Annotated in this window: 12 protein-coding genes and 4 pseudogenes; 7 read left to right on the top strand and 9 right to left on the bottom strand. The window is 57.5% G+C overall.

What is annotated here, in order from left to right:
• Positions 1–92: 92 nt before the first annotated feature.
• Positions 93–2,315: an AAA domain-containing protein gene (locus tag QNM96_RS21515; RefSeq protein WP_283838863.1), complete on the top strand. Its 2,223-nt coding sequence runs from the start codon at positions 93–95 to the stop codon at positions 2,313–2,315.
• Positions 2,316–3,300: 985 nt separating this feature from the next.
• On the opposite strand, the pseudogene QNM96_RS21510 reads toward QNM96_RS21515, so the two are convergent.
• The 6 genes and pseudogenes from QNM96_RS21510 to QNM96_RS21485 all read right to left on the bottom strand — a co-directional run.
• A pseudogene (locus QNM96_RS21510) lies at positions 3,301–3,527 on the bottom strand (IS6 family transposase); the annotation flags it as partial.
• Positions 3,528–3,558: 31 nt separating this feature from the next.
• Positions 3,559–3,669, bottom strand: a pseudogene (locus QNM96_RS21505) (IS6 family transposase); the annotation flags it as partial.
• Positions 3,670–3,776: 107 nt separating this feature from the next.
• Positions 3,777–4,823 (bottom strand): hypothetical protein, encoded by a 1,047-nt coding sequence (locus tag QNM96_RS21500; RefSeq protein ID WP_283838862.1) that lies wholly within the window; start codon positions 4,821–4,823, stop codon positions 3,777–3,779.
• Between the two features lie 97 nt (positions 4,824–4,920).
• Positions 4,921–5,703 (bottom strand): ABC transporter permease subunit, encoded by a 783-nt coding sequence (locus tag QNM96_RS21495; RefSeq protein WP_283838861.1) that lies wholly within the window; start codon positions 5,701–5,703, stop codon positions 4,921–4,923.
• Positions 5,704–5,775: 72 nt separating this feature from the next.
• The gene (locus QNM96_RS21490; protein WP_283838860.1) at positions 5,776–6,558 is read right to left on the bottom strand and encodes an ABC transporter permease subunit; all 783 of its coding nucleotides are present in this window, start codon (positions 6,556–6,558) and stop codon (positions 5,776–5,778) included.
• Entirely contained in the window at positions 6,555–7,493 is a 939-nt protein-coding gene (locus QNM96_RS21485; RefSeq protein ID WP_283838859.1) for an ABC transporter ATP-binding protein, read from the bottom strand. Before QNM96_RS21485 ends, QNM96_RS21490 begins: the two co-directional genes overlap by 4 nt.
• A 419-nt stretch (positions 7,494–7,912) precedes the next feature.
• Here QNM96_RS21485 and QNM96_RS21480 point away from each other — a divergent pair, with 419 nt between their 5' ends.
• Positions 7,913–8,665: a sugar phosphate isomerase/epimerase gene (locus QNM96_RS21480; RefSeq protein ID WP_283838858.1), complete on the top strand. Its 753-nt coding sequence runs from the start codon at positions 7,913–7,915 to the stop codon at positions 8,663–8,665.
• A gap of 23 nt (positions 8,666–8,688) precedes the next feature.
• On the opposite strand, the pseudogene QNM96_RS21475 reads toward QNM96_RS21480, so the two are convergent.
• From QNM96_RS21475 to QNM96_RS21470, 3 genes and pseudogenes are all read right to left on the bottom strand, one after another.
• A pseudogene (locus QNM96_RS21475) lies at positions 8,689–8,796 on the bottom strand (universal stress protein); the annotation flags it as partial.
• 23 nt (positions 8,797–8,819) lie between these two features.
• Positions 8,820–8,953 (bottom strand): annotated as a pseudogene (locus tag QNM96_RS22985) (acetamidase/formamidase family protein); the annotation flags it as partial.
• Positions 8,954–9,238: 285 nt separating this feature from the next.
• Complete coding sequence (locus QNM96_RS21470) at positions 9,239–9,754, bottom strand: pyridoxamine 5'-phosphate oxidase family protein (RefSeq protein WP_283838857.1); 516 nt, start codon at positions 9,752–9,754, stop codon at positions 9,239–9,241.
• 141 nt (positions 9,755–9,895) lie between these two features.
• On the opposite strand from QNM96_RS21470, the gene QNM96_RS21465 reads away from it, so the two are divergent.
• The 5 genes from QNM96_RS21465 (at position 9,896) to QNM96_RS21445 (ending at position 16,650) form a co-directional block, all read left to right on the top strand.
• Positions 9,896–10,339, top strand: coding sequence for a pyridoxamine 5'-phosphate oxidase family protein (locus QNM96_RS21465; RefSeq protein ID WP_283838856.1), 444 nt, complete (start codon positions 9,896–9,898; stop codon positions 10,337–10,339).
• 1,045 nt (positions 10,340–11,384) lie between these two features.
• Positions 11,385–12,248: a class 1 fructose-bisphosphatase gene (locus tag QNM96_RS21460; RefSeq protein ID WP_283838855.1), complete on the top strand. Its 864-nt coding sequence runs from the start codon at positions 11,385–11,387 to the stop codon at positions 12,246–12,248.
• Between the two features lie 225 nt (positions 12,249–12,473).
• Positions 12,474–13,544 (top strand): type I glyceraldehyde-3-phosphate dehydrogenase, encoded by a 1,071-nt coding sequence (gene gap, locus QNM96_RS21455; protein ID WP_283838854.1) that lies wholly within the window; start codon positions 12,474–12,476, stop codon positions 13,542–13,544.
• 48 nt (positions 13,545–13,592) lie between these two features.
• Positions 13,593–14,807: a phosphoglycerate kinase gene (locus tag QNM96_RS21450; RefSeq protein ID WP_283838853.1), complete on the top strand. Its 1,215-nt coding sequence runs from the start codon at positions 13,593–13,595 to the stop codon at positions 14,805–14,807.
• A 589-nt stretch (positions 14,808–15,396) separates the two neighbouring features.
• The gene (locus QNM96_RS21445; protein WP_283838852.1) at positions 15,397–16,650 is read left to right on the top strand and encodes a glycosyltransferase; all 1,254 of its coding nucleotides are present in this window, start codon (positions 15,397–15,399) and stop codon (positions 16,648–16,650) included.
• The last annotated feature ends 44 nt before the right edge of the window (positions 16,651–16,694 follow it).

Genomic DNA, 16,694 nt, shown 5'->3' with positions numbered 1-16,694 from the left:
GTTCCACTGTCCTCGCTAACGGCACTGTCAAAATTTGACAGCTCAAGCTGCACAACCATTTAAACTAAATACCCATCAGAATTTGTGAATTTATGAACGATTTATTCAACGATTGGCACTACGCGGATACCAATCTCCTTCATGCGGACATTCGTGGATCCGAGTACGACCCAGTCGACGTGTCTACAGCGGCAAAGCGTGCAAAAGAGCTACTCGACATCAAAACCCCGGATGGGGACAAGTACGTCGTTCCCCTGTTCGCGGTCGACGAGCCGGTACCGACGAACGAGTACGTTCTCTATCGACCGGAGCAGGACCACATCGGTTGGTTCGACAGCGGATTCGGTATCTCCGGAACCGAACGGTTCACCTCCTGCGAGAAATTGCGGACGAAAGAGATCGGTCATCGACTCCGGTTCTGGCTTCCCGAGCATCGGGAGGAACCGGAACTACCGATCGACGAATCCGAATTCCCACCGGAGCGGATCCAGCCGTCCGATCGATTGAGTACTGACGATCGAGCGGCGTTCTTCGAAGAACTGAAAGAATTCGTTCGCACCGAACGCGAAACGCAACGCGAGTCAAACTGGAAGACGTATTCCGACATCGGTCTTGATACCGCAGTGCGTCGGAATTACGTCTCCGGGCCGTTTCTCCCTATCCGCACAAGACGTGGCAAAACCGAAGGTATGGCCTACGTCTTCCAGATCGCGGATGATGAGGACGACGATAGAGACGGCGATATCGACCTTCGCGACGACGAAGGGCTCTTCGAAAGGAACTTCTGTATCGTAGATACCGACGCGAACGACGAGCAGTTCCCGCTCGAGGGTGAGATCCTCGATATCGACGGACCGAATGTCACTATCCAACCGGTTTGGGATTCCGTCGGTGATCGCGCTGTCGTCGAGAAGATCCTGGCTAGCGACGAGATCGAATGCTGGGTACAAGAACTGCTGAACCCGATCCCGTTTAACCGGCGTCTCAAAGCGATCACCCAGGTGGAGGCCAACGATTCGAAGCGAGATCTTCTCACCGGAAACCGTTCCGTCGCATTCGACGTTAACAAGTACGCGCTTCCAGCGCCCAACATCGGACTGAACGAGTATCAGTATCGGGCGTTACTCTGGGCGGATGGAGCGAACGATGTCGTCTGTATTCACGGTCCACCGGGGACGGGGAAAACGCGGACCCTGACTGCATACGTCCAACATGCCGTCGATAAGGGACAATCGGTACTGGTAACGGCCCACTCGAATCAGGCCGTCGACAATCTACTGGTCGGCGATAGCACTCGAGACGCGCCGGAGACGGACACGCTGCACGCAATGGCACAGGATTCGGAGACGGAGCTGTCGATCGCTCGGGTTGGGAATAATACCCGGAATCCGGTCGTGGACGAGCACTACATCGACCGATCGCCTGGGGCCGCCGACGTCGTCGCCGCAACGACCAGTGGGGCGTCGCAGTTTGACCAGAACGCCTTCGACGTGGCAGTCGTCGACGAGGCGACGCAGGCGAGCCGACCGGCAACGGCGATCGTTCTCAACTGCGCTCGCAAACTCGTCCTCGCGGGAGACCACAAGCAACTCCCGCCGTACTGCGCGGACGAGTCGATGCAAGAGGAGGAGATGCATATCTCCCTCTTCGAATACCTCCTCAACCGATACGAGGATGAGATCTCCGTTCTCCTCCGGAAACAGTATCGAATGAACGAGGAGATCGCGACGTTTCCGAACGAAGCGTTCTACAACGGTGAGTTGCAAACGGCCGACCGATGTCGTGAGTGGACCGTTGATGAGCTAAACCCCATCATGGGTATCGACATCGCCGGAGCGGAGCAACGCCAGACGAACGGTAACTCTCTCTATAATCTCGAGGAGGCACGAGCGGTCGCAAAACAAGTGAAACTCCTGGTTCAGAACGGTGTCGACCCCAGTGATGTCGGCGTTATCACTGCCTACAGTGGACAAGTTGGAGAAGTAATCAATCGAGTCAATCAGCTCGAGATCGACAACTCGAGACGCGTTGATGTCGATACGGTTGATTCCTTCCAGGGCGGGGAACGCGAAGCGATTATCGTCTCGTTCGTCCGGAGCAACGACGAGGGACACAGCGGCTTTCTCGAATTCCCGGATGAAGGCCCTCGCCGACTGAACGTTGCACTCACTCGAGCCCGAAAACGGCTGGTGCTAATCGGTAATTGGGAGACACTGGGAACAGTCGCTCCACACCGATCACCCGACGAGAGCTGTGCCTCGTTCTATGCGAGCCTAGCCGACCAACTTCAAACAAGTGACCGGATGGTCTCTTGAGTACTAGAAAATCCTCTCTCGTACCCACTCCTCAGAATTTGATATCTAAGCTGAGTTCTGGATAGACAAGGGTTGATTCGGCATTACAGCCCTATTTTGCTTCAGTTGTTGTGACCATAAACAATCTCACCAGCAATGTCGTGAACTAGGTTCGGTGTCTACTGTTCAGGGTGGAGAGGATGGTAACGTAACGGAATGTGTCATAGAACCCATCTCATCGATTAAAATTTTCACGGATCGGATCGTCTCCTTGCTCGTAGTTGGTGATTGTGACGACGAGCCGTAGGCAGAGCGAAAGGAGCACTCGAGACGAGCGAAAATAGAGCCGCCCAAGTGGTGCTCAAAGGAACCTTGGGCGTTCGTTCACACGGATTATCAGTCAGAAAAACAACTGCCGTGTTACGGCGGTTCGGCATAGACTGTTTGCACGGAGCTGTCTGAGTGTGGACGCATTGGCTGGCAGATCGCCAACCAACCACCGGGGCTACGCCGCCGCAAGTCACCATTATGTGAACTACCTGTTGAGATAAGTTCCAATTAACATTGGGTATATAGTACAATATAATGGGGTCAAATCTGATTCTCGATGTCGTAGTCTTCGGGCGGCGAGGCACCGATCTAGCCGCCGTACCATAATATTAAAAAATTTATAAATATATTTCATTTGAAGCGATATTTCTCGTCGGTGACTATGATCACATGTCTTTCCTCGCTTAATTGGGCTTGAACAGTCAGCTGGACTATGTCGAATGAAACCTGATCAAACAAGTGGTTATATACTTATAGAATTCCCGTTCGAAACTTGAATTGATTGCTTCATAGTTCGTCGGTGACTAACTGATCGAGACAACACTATATTGTATGATACACATATTACCACACCAGAACGCTTTGCGTCTGATGTCGAGGCGAATCGAAGATTCGCCGACCGTTGGAGAGTTTTGCTCTCCAAGAGGCCGCACGAAAACTCTGCTCTCGTGGACATCGGCGGGTCTGGAACGCTGTCAGCCAACCATTGTATCCAGTTTCGGATTATTTGATGAGAGCGTTCAACACCGATCAAGCGAAGAATCGCTTGTGTCTCTCGAAGCGAACAACCGGTCGCGTGAAGCCGGACAGCGAACATCCTGACGCAATCGCTGTCCGCTCACGCTCCCAGTATTCATCAAATTCCGTCGCGTAGAACTTGCTGAGCAGGCCTACGAGTGACATTCCAAACTAGCTCTACGACCTGCTCGCTTCTCAAGTGGAGTCGAATACCGAGTTCCATCAGCTGACGCGGTGTCCGCTCACGCTCCACAAAACTCAAATCGATCCAGTCGTTACATCCGATAAGGCGGTCGATTTTTGGCATAGAGCACCACAAAATCACATCGCCTCACTTTCGCCTGACGAAACAGCGCCGCGCCAGCCCGGTCCGCACACTTGTCGATCAAGCCAGCAACCACGTAGATATCCTACTTATTTCAGGAATTGTAGGGATTGGGTCCCAGTCACGGTCTCCTCTCGCCACGTCGCTGTCGCAGTCACGCGATCACCATCGACAGACACCGATTGGTCTTCGCCAGATGCACCGACGAAATCCTCCAGCGCGTCCTCGTCTGGATTGTCGATAATCGCCACAAAATCGCCGGTCGACGTTGTCTCGTCCTCGACGGTGAGCGACGAGACGATCCCTTCGGCGTCTTCGAGTCCCTCAAAGTCAAGGTCGACGAATACATCGTCCTCGACTGGATCTCCGTGCTGTCCGACGGTGACGTCGCCGTGACCACCCGTCTCGACGAGCCATTCAAACGATTCGGATTCGTCGGTCGCTCTGTCTATTTCGCCGTCCGAAGCGCCGATGGCCGTCTCGAGTATCGCCATCGAATCGTCGCTTGCGTCGACGGCCATACTATCAGCGACGACGAGCGCCTCATCGCCGACGGCGATCATTACATCGTCCTCCTCTACATCCTCGACCGACGTGTACACATCGTACTCTCCGATCTCGTCCGTCCGTTCGAATTGCCTGATGAACTCGATCCCCGTCTCCTGGGTCAGCTGTGCGTCGATTTCGGCGGCATCGATGCCCGTCGCAACGAACGTCGCGTCGGTCAACACCAGGTCTTGAGGCGTCGATTCGAACGTCGTCTCGTCGAGGAGCCTGCCCAGTCCGTACGGGGCGAGGGTGAGCCCGATGAAGAAGTACATCGAGATCATTCCCTCCGAAACGGGCGCGATCATCGGATCGGCTTCGAACTCCGCGGGCAGTTCCGGGTCGTCTTCCGTCTGTGCTTGCTCGAGTTCGTCTTCGACATACTCGCCGACGGTCTCCCAGTCGACGGAGACGAACTCGAGGTCACCGGTATCGAGTGTGAGCCATCGACTGTACTCCGGGAGGCCGTCGTCGACTGCTGGACGTGGGCGCGGGTGCGCCCCGACTGTCGTCGCGCCCGCCAGTCCGACTGTACTGATTACTGCCGTTGCGCTTGCGCGTTCGAGGATGTCCCGTCGGTTCGATGTCATCAGTCCTCGTACACGAGCAATTTCAATATAGCCCCCACCATCGTTCGATTCAGCTGACTGGTAGGTGCCCGATACACAGACGAACGGTTGGATCCGTTCAAATGTCTCGTCGCGTGAAGACGACGGTCGCAACCCCCAGTAAGACGAGAAACGCCCCCACCAAAATGACGGCATCGAAATAGGCGTACTCCTCGCGGACGAGGATCGCGGTTTCGTCGTAGTAGCGACTGGGCGAGAGGACACCGGCCCACTCGAATTCCGGATCCAGCTGGGAGACGCCGTCGAGCAACCAGAGGACGAACACCAGACTCAGCGCCGTCGCCCTGGCACTTCTCGCGCGGTCGAGGACGACGGAGGCCACGAGTCCAATGGTGGCACAAACCAGCAGGTAGGGGACCGACAGCAGGTGTACCATCGTGATGGCGACGGGGTTGATATGCTCCCCGATCACGAGTGCCCCCACGTAGACGATAACGGCAACCCCGACGTTCAGCACGACCAGCGGAACCCACAGTCCCGCCACCTTCTGGAGCACGACTGACTCCCTCGAGACGGGATTCGAGAGCGTCAGATCCATCTTGCGACCACGGATGTCTCCGGCGATCAGCCCGGCACCGACGTACGAGAAATAGATGCCAACGAGGACTACCCAGAAAAACGAGTAGATCTCCGCGGCGATGAATCCCTCGATCGTGTGCAGTGCTTCGATGCCGAACAGGTCGAAAAAGAAGTCCGGAAACCCCTCCATGAGCGCCTCGATGTCTTCTTCGATGCTCGGAAACATCGAGAAGTAGAGGGCTGAGAGAAGCGCGAAAACGACGACCAGCACGACCGAACTCCGAATACGCTTTCTGGATTCCAGACGCAGTATGGCCGTCATGGTGATCCCTCCACGCCGTCGTTGAGGAACCGGTGGACGCGGTTATCGACTGTCGTGGGCGTGATAGTCATCTCAGATATCCCTCCGTGTGAAGATGAAGACAGCGAGTCCCAGCAGGACGAAAAAAACTGCGAGGAGAATTCCGGCTTCCCCGTAGGCGTACTCCTCGTGTACGAGGACGTCCGTCGGCGTAACGTACCGACTTGGTGTGAACTGTCCCACCCACCCGAAATCGGGACCCATGTTCGATAACCCGTCGACCAGCCAGAGAACGAACACCAGTCCCAACGCGCTGGCTTGGGCGGTTTCGACGCGGTCGACGGTCACGGACAGCACGATCCCGACTCCGGCACAGACCAGCAAATAAGGAACGCTGAGCAGGAGCGCCACTCCCAGATCGATCGGGTCGAGCGACTCGCCGAGGACGTTTGCACCCGCGAGAAGCACGACCAACAGGCCGACGTTCACCACGACGAGGGGGACCCAGAGCGCGGCCACCTTCTGGAGGACGACTGACTCTCGCGAGACGGGGTTCGACAGGATGAGATCCATCTTTCGGGTCCGGACGTCCTCGACGATCAGGCCCGCACTGACGTACGCGAAGAACATGCCGGCGAACAGGACCCAGATGAGCGAGAAGAGGTAGCTGGCGACGAACCCCTCAATCGTGTGCAGCGCTTCGAATCCGAAGAGTCCGATGAGGACCGGCGGAAACGCCTCCTCGACGAACTCCGCTTCCTCCGCAAAGCCTGGGAAGGCGGCGAACATAAACGCCGAGAGCAGCGCAAACATCCCTGTCAGTAGTACCGAACTACGCAGCAGTTTGCCGGATTCGGTGCGCAGGATCGCCGTCATTCTGCCTCCGCTGTGGTGTCCTCCTCGATTCCGGTTGCGGGTGCGTTCTCAGTTCCACCCTCATCACCGTAGTAGTGTTTGAAGATATCGTCCAGTTGTGGATCGCCGATATCGACGTCGGCGACCTCGAACTGGACGAGATGCGCCAACAGCGTCTTCACGTCGCCGGTGTAGGTAAACTGAATCGTCGCGTCAGTTACCTCCACATCGATCATGTCGTCAGTGCGAAACCGCGCGTCCTCGACCGGATCGTCCAGGCGGACCCACACGTCTTTGCCGCTGCGCGTGAGCAAGTTCTCGACGTTTTCCAGAGCGGCCAGTTTACCCGCCCGAATAATCCCCACGCGATCGCAGATACGCTGAACCTCGCTCAGGACGTGTGACGAGAGGAAAATGGTCGTTCCAGCGTTGCGTTCAGTTTCGAGGAACTGATGGAGTCGATCCTGCTTGAGCGGGTCGAGTCCGGCCGTCGGTTCGTCCATGATAACGAGATCTGGATCGTGCATGAACGCCTGAACGATCCCGAGCATTCGCTTGTTTCCCGATGAATATGTCTCGACTGGCTTTTCCAGTGGCGGACGAAACAGGTCGAGAAGCTCTTCGCGTCGCTCGTCGCCGCGCATTCGTGCGAAGTAATCGAGTATCTGGTTTCCGGTCAGTCGTTCCTCGAATCCGAGCGTATCCGGGAGATAGCCGATGTTGGCTTTGGCCTCGGTGAGCGCCCGTCGGTTTCGGATGTTGGCGCCGAGGACGTGTGCCGTTCCAGCGGTTGGTTTAATGAGCCCGAGCAGCAGTCGGATCGTCGTCGTCTTCCCTGCCCCGTTCGGACCGAGATAGCCGAATATTTCTCCGCTCTCGATGTCGAACGTAACTGCGTCGTTCGCAGCGAGATCTCCGTATCGTTTGGTGAGATCATCGATCTCGATCGGCGGCATACGCTGGCCACCAGCGATGACTACTTCAAATGGTGGGGCAGATGTCATGTAGTCGATAACGATATATGAATCAACCACTTGATTCGGACGCACATTGGAAAACAAATACTCTTCATCAATTTTTATACATGTGTAGTATGTCATTCACATAACGCAGGTTGACGAGACCGTATTGAGCCATGTGGTCTGTGCGAAGATGATGCAAGTCACAACCCACAGCCTCTCAGCGTATCTCGGTGACGAAGACCTGAACAAAGCTCTGGATATCCGAACGCGTTCGACGTACACCCGCGTCTTCGGGGTGCATCATCGGAACGGGCGATATGGACGACAACAACTGGCGAGGTTCGATGGCCGTCATGGTCACGACCGCCGTCGGTCGACGCTGCCATTAAAAGGCGGGCAGCGTATGAGTGGGTATGGACTGTGGCCTGACCGTCGGTGACTCGCTCGATCGCATGGCAAAAACGATCGAGGGGTTCGATCTGGCGGAGTTTGCGCTCGGCGAAGGGACGGCGCTCAACGAGATCAACGTCGATCGACTCGAAACGATACTCAGCGACGCCGACGCCGATCTGTGCGTCCATTTACCGTTCAAGCAGGTCGTCGTGACGCCGGTTCCGGAAATCAACGAGGCCATCGTCGAGTATCAGACGCGGCTGCTTGACTGGGCTGGGTCCGTCGGCGCGGAGAAAGCCGTTCTCCACGCGACGGCCCGCAACCCATACAATACGGACCATCGGTGGCTCTTCGCCGAGCAACTCAACGCGATCGGGGCGGCCGCCGCGGACGCCGGTATCGAACTCGTCGTCGAAAACGTCGGCCACCAAAAGCAGGGGTTACAGCTGACCGTCCTCGGCGACCTCGCCCGCGAGACCGAGACGAGGGTCTGTTTTGATGTCGGACACGCGTACATGGAGGACGGCAACGACGGCATCGATCGGTTCTGCTCGCGCTACGGTGATCTCGTGTCGCACCTACACGTCCACGACGCGCGAAGCCGCGGTGATACGCACCTTCCGATCGGCGCCGGTGAAATCGACTATGACATCGTGACGGAGCACTTCGCGGGATTCGACGGCACTGTCTCGATCGAAGTGTTCACCGACGATGAGACGCTATTGCGCGATACGGAACGGCGAACGAAGGCGTGTCTCGAAGCCGATGAGTGAGCCGCACGGACGCTCTCCGACAATTATCGAACAATCGGCACCGGAACGGGTGCGCGTCGAGCGACCCGTTCGGCGACACTTCCGAGCAACACACGTAACGGTCCCGAGCGACCGTGGCTGCCGATCACGATGGATCGACCCTCGCCGAGTCGGCGATCGGCTTCGTCACCTTGTGACCGCCATGAAACGCCGGTGTGATCATCGGACCACAGCACGCAGGTGGCGCGTGCGTCCTGACGGTCCCGCCGTCGACCATCGTCCCGTCCACTCCTGGTTCGATCCGACCAGTTCGAGCGTGTACTCTGCGACCTCGAGTTCGGTCTCGGTCTGTTAAGACATTCCCACCTGCGTATTGACACAGTATTCAGATAAATGATAACATAGGGCATCACAAGCAACTGTTCGGGAACGCTCCCGGTTTGACAACGGTAAAACAACCACGACGAGACGGTCTGCACAGTCTCCAGGTTAGCGGTTTCTTCACGTCATCCGATCGACGCTCGAGCCTTGCGGAGAGATGATGACCGATGCGGGCGCTTGCAAAAGTGCGAGAACTTTAGCGCGGGAAGGACGTCAATTCGATTGCTCCCGACTCGAGCGCTGGGCGAACGTCGGAGGTTCGATCGCGTGTCGAATTCCCGTCCACTCGTCGACCGTCAGTTCGTAGACCCGAGTCGACTCTATTTCGCTCGCCGCCTCGAGGAGTTCCGGCCGCCAGATGGGGGTCTGAGCGTCGGAGACTGTCGATAGCTCGTCCTCCGAGAGCTGGCGTAACGACCCCGTTGCAAGGACGCTTCGCCAATGAAACATCGTCTCGGCGCTGTAGACGAGGAAACTGACGGTATCGGCCTGATCGGAGAGAGTCGCTTTCCGACTCTCAGACCCGACAACGTAGATGAAGTACAGCGTCGATCCTCCGTCGTATCCGTACGACATCGGGATTAAGTAGGGTGCCTCCCCCGTCGGTAAGCCGATGATACCGAGGCTTCGGGTCCCGAGAAACTGCTCGATTTCTTCGTCCGTCATCCGTTCCATGCCGTAGTCGGTGAGTTCGTTGATCGTCATCTGTACCGTGTGGAACGAGGTCAATACACATAGATTGCTCCCCGGGATCGACCTATCGTAGCGCTCGCTCGAGCGCCGTACGTTGCCAGGTACGGTTTCGAGAACTCTCAATATAAGAGGATAGCACCCCTCAATTTTTTGGCGCGGCGAGCGTAGCGATACGGGATGACAGGACTCCGCTGGACGAACCTGACCGAAGCCGAACGCAACGACTTGCTGGGTACCGGCGGGATCGGCGTCCTCTCGTTCGCGACTGGGCCGGACGAGCCTCCGGCGTCGCTCCCAGTCTCGTATGGGTTTTACGCGGCCGACGCGGCGTTTTACTTCCAACTCTCGTTTCCCCCGGGGACCGGCAAAGACGATGTCATTGAAAATCCAGTGTCGTTCGTGACGTACGCCGAAACTGACGACGGCTGGCGCAGCGTCGTCGCGACCGGTACCCTCGAGGAGTTGGCCGATGCGCATCCCGAATCGGTCGCTGTACAGGGGATGTGGGCGGTCCGGATTCCCACAGTCGACATCTTCGAGCGACCGCGGGACGAAATCGAGTTCCACGGCTTTCGACTCGATCCCGACAAGCTGACAGGCCGAAAGAGTGTCCCGGACTGAGCAACGATCGATTGAACAGGGAACGTCACGCAGAGGCCTCGATCGCCTCTCGGGACGACATCCGGGACGCACCAAAGGAGGACGACAACGTCGTCGACGAACCGTGCTATCAGACGTGCGACTGGACCTCTCGGTGCAACTTTACGGGTGGATGGTCGCGACTGCCGATCCGCTACTCGACAAATCCATCGTTCTGGGCGATTACGACGAAATTATCGATCTCGACGCGCTTGACCGGCGCGTTGCTTTCGATCGACCTGAGGTCGGAGCGAGCCGTCGTCCACGATCGATCGCTACGTGTCTCCTTCGCGTTCGTCGCAGCGAGTTTCCGCTTCGAGTCCAGCGGCCTCAATGGCGTCCCGCACGCGGGTTCGGCCGCCCCTCAAGCAATGACTCGAGTTCCTCGCCGACCCGGCTGGTCGCGTTGTATGCGACGAACTCTGGAACCTCATCCAGCGCTCGGCGGCAGGATTCAAATTACGCGCTCGAAAAGTCCATAGTGGGTCTCACTACCGGACCCAGCGAGTTAGCGTACGGCGTTCGAACGACGACCGGACGATGAGAACCAGGCCATCGATACCGATGAACGGTTTACTACCGCGGTCGCGGGAGCCGTCGGTAGGAACCACCACAGAGGACTGCGAGTATGGCCAGCAATCGACGGCGAGACACGTACTGATCTCGGTGGCCTTGAGCGTTCCACTGAGTCGCACAGTTATCACGACGACACCAACTACGAGCGTCCCTTCCGCGGTGATCTGAATCCATGGAAGCCGTCGCCTTGGCCGGCGGATACGCGACCTGACTGTGGCCGATCGCCAGAAACCGACTTCCGAAGTGGCCCTCGATAAATTCGTGCTGATGTATTGTTTGCCCAACCAAAATGACCGTCAACGATATATACCCAACTGTGGGACCTTCGATGGATGGTACCCTTCCATAACACTACGATCGCCCGAAACGAACCGATACCGATCCTGACGATGGATCACGACCGTGGTCAGGGTATCTACGAGGGAGAGACCGCCGATGCTACACTCTGCATATGACCGATATCGATTCAACTACTGATCAGATAATCGCGACGATCGCCCGATCGACCAGCGACATCCGACAGGGGTTCGTCGGCCGACGAGAGACAGCTGGGAACGAAAACCCGAGCGGTGAGATTCAGGCCAAGGCCGACGTGTATGCCGACGAGTTGCTGGCAGAACGCCTCTCGGCAATCGATGGGGTCGCACAGTACGCGAGTGAGGAACGAACGGCAGTCGGGAATCACGGTGATGGTGCTCTGTCCGTCGCTATCGATCCCCTCGATGGCACGTCGAACCTCCGATCGAATAACCCACTCGGGACGGTGTTTGGAATCTACGACGAACCCTTGCCCGCCCGTGGCACTGCCCTCGTCGCGGCAGGGTACGTAATTTACGGTCCGATAACCACCATGGTATGTGCTCGCGACGATACGGTGACTGAGTACGAAATTATAGGCGGTGAGCGAAGCGTCGTTACTGAGAATAGCACGCTTCCCGAGACGCCGCGAGTCTACGGGTTTGGCGGGCGCGTCCCCAACTGGACCGATGTATTCCGCGAGTTCGCCAGCGAAATCGAGACCGAACTCGAACTCCACTATAGCGGGGCGATGATCAACGACGTCAATCAGGTCCTCATACACGGCGGCATCTTCGCCTATCCCGCCCTTGAAGATAGTCCCAACGGCAAGCTACGACTCCAGTTCGAGGCGAACCCGATCGGCTACATTGTCGAGACGGCCGGTGGCCGATCCTCCGATGGTACCCAATCACTCCTCGATGTCGAACCAACTGATCTTCACGACCGGATTCCCCTGCACGTCGGTAACACCGAATTGATCGATCGTCTTGAGTCGACGCTCGACGCGGGCGAATAGCCGAAGTTACGACGGTGTTTCCGAAAATCGGAGCCGATACACGGGCCGGAATCGGCGATATCGTCCTGTCCTCGAGTACTACTCGACCTCTTCATCGGGAACGACCGTATCGATGATCAGTCGAAGCTGTCAAGCGACCGTCCCAAAGGCGTCTCGTCGATGATATTCACGATGGGTTACTGGACAGGGCAAACAAATATACTGCAGGCAGTGGCCCACACGACTATGAGGGAACACACAGATAGCGAAGCAACAGCAGACGAGCCACTTCGAATTGGGCTGAACGGATTCGGACGTGTAGGACGGAGCATTCTGCGTGCGTCGCTAACCGAGGACGCAGTCGACGTGGTCGCTGTCAACGACGTGATGGACGACGACGATATGGAGTATCTATTCCGGTACGATTCGGTCCACGGCCGGTTGCCTGGGGTCTCTCGCGACGGAAACATACTCTATGCTAGCGGTCACGAAGTGGAGTTGCTCACCGAGCGTGAGCCTGTGGACCTCCCCTGGGACGAACTGGATATCGATGTCGCCTTCGAGGCAACCGGTCTGTTCCGCACTCACGACGAGGCTGCCCAGCACCTGACTGCCGGTGCCGACAAGGTGATCATCTCAGCTCCACCGAAAGGCGAGAAGCACGTCCCGATGTTCGTCTATGGCGTCAATCACGAGCAGTACGACGGCGAAGACATTGTGTCGAACGCTTCGTGTACGACGAACTCCGTCGCACCGGTGTTGCAGGTTCTCGACGAGGAGTTCGGCATCGTCTCGGGTGTTCTCCTGACCGTCCACGCTTACACCGGGAGCCAGGGACTCGTCGACGGTCCGATGGACAAACGGCGCCGCGGACGCGCAGCTGCCGAGAACATCGTGCCGACGACCACCGGTGCCGCGAACTCGACTATCGAGGTACTCCCCGACCTCGAGGGTAAACTCGACGGGATGGCGATGCGCGTTCCCGTGCCGAACGGATCGATTACCGATATCACTGTTAACGTCGACGCGGACGTCACACGAGACGAGTTACTCGAAGCTATTCGAGACGCGGCCGACGACGGCCTCGCAGGTGTCCTCGGCTACACCGACGACGAAATCGTCTCCCGGGACATCATTGGGCTTCCCTTCGCCTCCTACGTCGACCTCGAGTCTGCGATGGTGGTCGCGAACGATATCGTCAAGATACTTGCCTGGTACGACAACGAGTACGGATTCTCGACACAGATGCTGGATCTCGCGCGATACGTCGGCGCAGAAACTGAGACGATCGACATGACGGAGACGATCACCCACTGACGTGAACCGCTCCAGTACCGATTCGACGACTGTTCGATACGCTTGCCCATGACCTCGTTCCCGACCATCGACGACCTCGATCCAAGACAGCGATTACTCGTTCGTATCGACGTCAACGCTCCTGTCGAGGACGGCGTCGTCCAGGACGACCGCAGATTCGCCCGCCACGCCGAGACCATTCGCGAGCTACTCGCTGACGACCACGCGATTGCATTACTCGCCCACCAGGGCCGACCGGGTCGGGCCACGTTTGTCTCCCTCGAGCAACATGCAGCGATCCTCGCTGATCACCTCGGTCAGTCCGTCGAATTCGTCGCTGATACGTACGGTGACGAGGCGCTGTCGTCGATCGAGCACCTCGAGCACGGCGACGTACTCCTGCTCGAAAACGTGCGGATGTGCGAGGGGGAACTGCCTGAAGAAGAGCCAGACGTGAAAGCTGAGACAAAATTGGTCCGAACGCTCGCCACCTCGTTCGACGCATACGTAAACGACGCCTACGCGACGGCACATCGTTCCCACGCGTCAATCGTCGGCTTTCCACTCGTTACAGACGCCTACGCTGGTCGCGTGATGGAACAGGAGTACAGGGAAAATACCGCCATTCGGGACAGGGAATTCGATGGGACCGTGACGATGATCCTCGGCGGGACGAAAGCCGAAGATACCATCCCCGTCGTCGAGCAACTCGCCGATGTCGTCGATCAGTTCTGTCTGGGCGGCGTCATCGGCGAGTTGTTCTTGCGTGCCGACGGTCACGACCTCGGGTACGATGTCGACGGGATGGACTTGTTCGACCACCAGTGGGCGAACCACAGCGAGACGATCGAACGTACTCTCGAGGCACACCGCGACAGGCTGGTCCTTCCAACCGATCTCGCGTACGAGGACGACGATAACCGAGTCGAAGTCTTGGTGGAGGGTATCGTGAAAGACACATCATATCTTGATATCGGTTCCGAGACGATCGATCGCTACACCAATCTTGTCTCGACATCCGACGCCGTGTACGTCAAAGGCGCTGTCGGCGTGTTTGAAGACGAACGGTTCGCCGACGGAACCGTCGCGATTCTGTCGACGATCGCCGACACCGACTGTTTTTCCGTCGTCGGTGGCGGTGATACGGCCCACTCGATCGTTCTGTACGATCTCGACGAGAAAGATTTTACACGTGTCTCGATCGCTGGCGGCGCGTACGTCCGCGCTCTGACCGGCGAATCGCTCGTGGGAATCGACGTCCTCGAGCGTGGGGGTCAGAAGTGACGTATCCTGCCTATTGTCCTGTATATTGATATCATCCCCTCACCGTGAGAATCTGCCGACCCTGTACTTGAGGCGGTCCAGCAAGGGAGAATCTTGCTTTACTCTCTGATTCGTTACGGAAAAGGCAAGTGTTGGGTAGATGGTTTTTAGCACTCGAAAACTCACTGCCGGCCCTTCTTTCCACACCGTTAGATTAGTTCTATGATACGATCTCAGCAAGTAATAGTATTTTTCAGACGAAGTGTGATACCCCATATATTACATATGTACTCCCGTAATATTACTATTACTGGCTCGTCATATGCCAGGATATTCCCCGAAATATCGAATGAAACAGTCGTAATCCCCTTGCTTACTCCAGTGAGGGGCCCGAGGGCGGCGTGTCTCTCGGAGGACGCTGTCTCCTATTGATCGGCCGACCAGCGGTATCCTTTCGAGTGGTAGATCACCCTTTGCACTCGTGGTGTACGTTCGGATGTCGACTCCACTGGCATCTTAGCCAGTGACGAAGATGTCTGTTCGTCCGTCGATGTCAAACGGTGCTGCCCCCACAACTGATACCGTCAGTCGTTGTACGACGGGTAGGACGATGCACACGCCATCACTCACGGATCGAACGATCGACGCGTACACGGATGTGACGGGTCAGGATCGCCTCAATCGGCTCCAGTCGCTCGCCGACGATCTAGATGACGTTCGAATCCTGCACGTCAATTCGACGGCGACCGGCGGCGGCGTCGCTGAACTCCTCCGCTCGATCGTTCCGGTCTGTAACGACCTCGAGATCGACACTGACTGGCTCGTCATGGACGCCACTGACGAGTTCTTCGAGGTGACCAAGGCGATGCACAATGCGCTTCAGGGGGATGGGCCGTCGCTGACTGACGACATGCAAGCGACCTATCGGACGGTTACCGAGCGAAACGCCCTCGAACTCGAGGGTCACGAGAGCGAGTACGACCTCGTCGTGATCCACGATCCACAGCCGCTCGGGATGCTCGATCACATGGCGGAAACGATGCCGAATATCCCGATCGTTTGGCGCTGTCACATCGACCTCACCGACCCGATCGACGAGTACCTCGCGTTCGTCTCCGAATACGCGAGTCGGGTCGACCACGCGATTTTCAGCCGGTCCGCCTACGTCGGCGATCTCGAAGTGCCGGAAGCGAGTATCATCTACCCCTCAATCGATCCCATAACGAAGAAAAACCGCTTGCTCGGCCCGGAGACGGTCACTGACGAGCACGATCGGCTGGACCCCCTTTCGTTCGAGGATCCGCTCGTCACGCAGATTTCCCGGTTCGATCCATGGAAGGATCAGTTCGGCACGCTTGAGGCATACCGTCGAGCCAGCGAGGACGTTCCGGAGCTCCAACTGGCGCTGGTCGGCGGGATGGCCGGCGACGATCCGGAGGGACTGGAGTTGTACGAACAGGTCGCCGAGGAGGCAGTCGACGATCCGAACGTCCACGTGCTGACCGATCAACCCGATACGACGGTGAACGTTCTGCAGCGTGATTCGGACGTCATCGTCCAGAAGTCGCTTCGAGAAGGGTTCGGGCTGGTCGTCGCCGAGGCCCTCTGGAAGCGCACGCCGGTTGTCGGGTCGAACGTCGGCGGTATCCCGCTACAGATCGAGGACGGAAAGACCGGTTATCTCGTCGATCCGGACGACGCGGTAGGCGCTGGCGACCGCGTCCGCGACCTTCTCGAAGACGATGATTGTCGAACGCGATTCGGCGATAACGCACGCGAGCGCGTTCGAGAGCGGTTCCTGTTACCTCGCCAGCTCGAGGAGTTGCTCGATGTGATCGCCGACGAACTGAATCGCAACCGGTGATGGGGTGTATGCCAAGACCTTACGACCCCCACACCATTATCCGC

This window comes from Halostagnicola sp. A-GB9-2, assembly GCF_030068615.1.
In the GTDB taxonomy this organism is placed as follows: domain Archaea; phylum Halobacteriota; class Halobacteria; order Halobacteriales; family Natrialbaceae; genus Halostagnicola.
The sequence above is the reverse complement of the archived record's forward strand: the minus strand, read 5'-3'. Positions and strand labels throughout refer to the sequence as shown.